Origin of the sequence: Neobacillus sp. C211 (assembly GCF_051842875.1) — a bacterium.
Lineage (GTDB): Bacteria > Bacillota > Bacilli > Bacillales > Cytobacillaceae > Neobacillus.
In genome coordinates, this window is the sequence record NZ_JBPXRO010000115.1 from 1 (window position 1) to 520 (window position 520).

Below are 520 nucleotides of genomic sequence, written 5' to 3' on the forward strand. Positions count from 1 at the left end.
TATACTCGTTTTTACAAACTTCTTCTGCATTATCTAGTTTTGAGGGAATGATACCTCAATTAAATAGTCTGGCAGCAATGGCGAGAAGGTCACACCCGTTCCCATACCGAACACGGAAGTTAAGCTTCTCAGCGCCGATGGTAGTTGGGACATGCGTCCCTGTGAGAGTAGGACGTTGCCAGGCTTACCCTTTGGGTTTATTTTTTTGCCAACATTAAATATGGCCCCTTGGTCAAGCGGTTAAGACACCTCCCTTTCACGGAGGTAACACGGGTTCGAGTCCCGTAGGGGTCACCATATTTGGAGGATTAGCTCAGCTGGGAGAGCATCTGCCTTACAAGCAGAGGGTCGGCGGTTCGATCCCGTCATCCTCCACCATACGTGCCGGGGTAGCTCAATTGGTAGAGCAACTGACTTGTAATCAGTAGGTTGGGGGTTCAAGTCCTCTCGCCGGCACCATTTTTCTTTCATCTTATGATGAGCCATTAGCTCAGTTGGTAGAGCAGATTGCGTACTTCAA

3 tRNA genes and 1 rRNA gene are annotated in these 520 nt (G+C 48.8%); all 4 read left to right on the top strand.

From position 1 onward, the window contains the following. Positions 1-67 precede the first annotated feature (67 nt). Positions 68-184: ribosomal RNA gene (rrf, locus tag ACSU6B_RS29345) — 5S ribosomal RNA — on the top strand. Positions 185-222: 38 nt separating this feature from the next. Then, positions 223-297: transfer RNA gene (locus ACSU6B_RS29350), tRNA-Glu, on the top strand. Between the two features lie 5 nt (positions 298-302). Beyond that, positions 303-378 (top strand) — tRNA-Val (locus ACSU6B_RS29355). A 5-nt stretch (positions 379-383) separates the two neighbouring features. Then, a tRNA-Thr gene (locus tag ACSU6B_RS29360) sits at positions 384-459 on the top strand. The last annotated feature ends 61 nt before the right edge of the window (positions 460-520 follow it).